This is a genomic window from Dolichospermum sp. LEGE 00246, from assembly GCF_015207865.1.
GTDB lineage: Bacteria > Cyanobacteriota > Cyanobacteriia > Cyanobacteriales > Nostocaceae > Dolichospermum > Dolichospermum heterosporum.
In genome coordinates, this window is the sequence record NZ_JADEWA010000686.1 from 1 (window position 1) to 1,876 (window position 1,876).

At 38.2% G+C, this 1,876-nt stretch carries 2 protein-coding genes; one reads left to right on the forward strand and one right to left on the reverse strand.

Annotated features, from left to right (window positions below; all coding sequences use genetic code 11):
• Positions 1 to 374 precede the first annotated feature (374 nt).
• Positions 375 to 503 carry a hypothetical protein gene (locus IQ228_RS27235; protein ID WP_255549993.1) on the reverse strand — a complete coding sequence of 43 codons (129 nt, stop codon included), beginning with the start codon at positions 501 to 503 and terminating at the stop codon, positions 375 to 377.
• 220 nt (positions 504 to 723) lie between these two features.
• On the opposite strand from IQ228_RS27235, the gene IQ228_RS25565 reads away from it, so the two are divergent.
• Positions 724 to 1,509 (forward strand): HAD family hydrolase, encoded by a 786-nt coding sequence (locus IQ228_RS25565; protein WP_193964939.1) that lies wholly within the window; start codon positions 724 to 726, stop codon positions 1,507 to 1,509.
• Positions 1,510 to 1,876: the final 367 nt, after the last annotated feature.

Consider the following 1,876-nt stretch of genomic DNA (forward strand, 5'->3'; position numbering starts at 1 on the left):
ATTGAGAATATAAGGTAATTGTGCTTTTTTGCTGAAAAATGATTTAAATAAATTATTAGATATATTCAGATGTATAAGAATCATTGATAATGGTGCGTTACGCTGTCGCTAACACACCCTACCTAGGGTTTGCTGAAAAAGTTGTCTGTGAGGGCAGGGAACTCTTAACTCTTAACTGGGAACAGTTTTAACTGTCTGGATATCCTCAATTTTCCAAATCCGAGAAAGAAAAATGCACCTATTTTGAGACACCATTAGCCAAAACCTTGCACTTTTTTGTGGTAAAAATCCGCGAAACCCTTTGCTAATAAATGGTTTTAGCTTTATTCAGCAAGCCCTACCTAAATGAATCTCATTTTACCCATAATCCTTGATCATGGTGCATTACTATTGAGGACGGCAGGAAGTTGAGTTATATCTCGTCCGATAGCCACCGGCAGGGTAAAAACCTGTTCTTCCTGCTCCTCTGTCAGTTTATTTTCGGAAATCAGCTTGATTTGCATGGTTTTGATGCTCTTATTTACACCTTAGTATCTGATCGTCTGACTCGGTTTGAGTCAATTGATACTATTAATACATCAATATTTTCCCCTATTTCCATAAAAGTACCGAAAAAACCTTAAAAAAACTTTATTTTTTATTCCCTATTTCAGAGGTTAATCGCTACATATCCTACTATCAAGGTGCGGTAAGCTAACAAAAGCAGTTTTTACCCTCAGAACAATGACAGCAAATAGTCCCACGATTTTGGCTTTAGACTTTGATGGAGTGGTTTGCGATGGACTAATTGAATATTTTGAGGTAGCATGGCGTACCTACTGTCAAATTTGGTCGCCGGCTAACGACACACCACCAGATGATTTAGCTTTGAGATTCTATCGCTTACGTCCTGTAATTGAAACAGGCTGGGAAATGCCCGTTTTAATCAAAGCCTTAATTGAGGGGTTTTCTGATGATCAAATTCTCCAATCATGGACAAACATCACTCCCCAAATCTTAGCAGCAGATAATCTAGAAGCAAAGGCAGTTTCGACAAAATTGGATCATCTACGAGATGAATGGATTCAGACAGATTTAGATGGTTGGTTAAGTCTGCATAGATTCTATCCGGGTGTGATAGAAAGACTCAAAATAACTCTTAAAAGTGAAATACAGTTATATATTGTCACCACCAAAGAAGGGCGATTTGTCAAGCAATTATTACAACAAGAAGGAGTTGATTTACCACCAGAAGATATTTTTGGTAAAGAAATAAAACGCCCAAAATATGAAACCTTGCGCGAATTAATCAAGAAAGCAAATATCCAATCTGCAAGTTTGTGGTTTGTGGAAGATAGATTAAAAACATTACAATTAGTCCAACAGCAATCAGACTTAAATCATGTAAAACTTTTTCTTGCAGATTGGGGTTATAACACTCAACCAGAACGGGAAGCAGGGAAAAATGATTCCCGTATTCATTTAATATCACTTTCTCATTTTAATCACGATTTTTCCACTTGGTTATAATCTATGTATTACCTAGATCCCCGACTTCTTAGAAGGTGTTTGAAAGGTAGTTACTCAGTTACTCACTCCCCCCCCTCTAAAATTATCGAAACCCTTGATCTCTCGTTAAAGATAGGGGGGAGTGCGAACAGTTACTTTGAAAAGTATTAGATGAAACCGATAATCTCCAGAAACCTAACCCCCCTTTCCCCCTTCCTTACCTCTCCCTAGCCCTCTCCTAAAAGGAGAGGGAAGCAGAAAAGCTTTTTTTAGCTGGAAGGGGGGTTTCAAAGCCTCTCCCCGAAGCGGGGAGAGGTTTGGAGAGGGGTTTCTTTATACATTAAAAACTTTTCAAACATCCTCTTAGAGAAGTCGGGGATCTATTTTC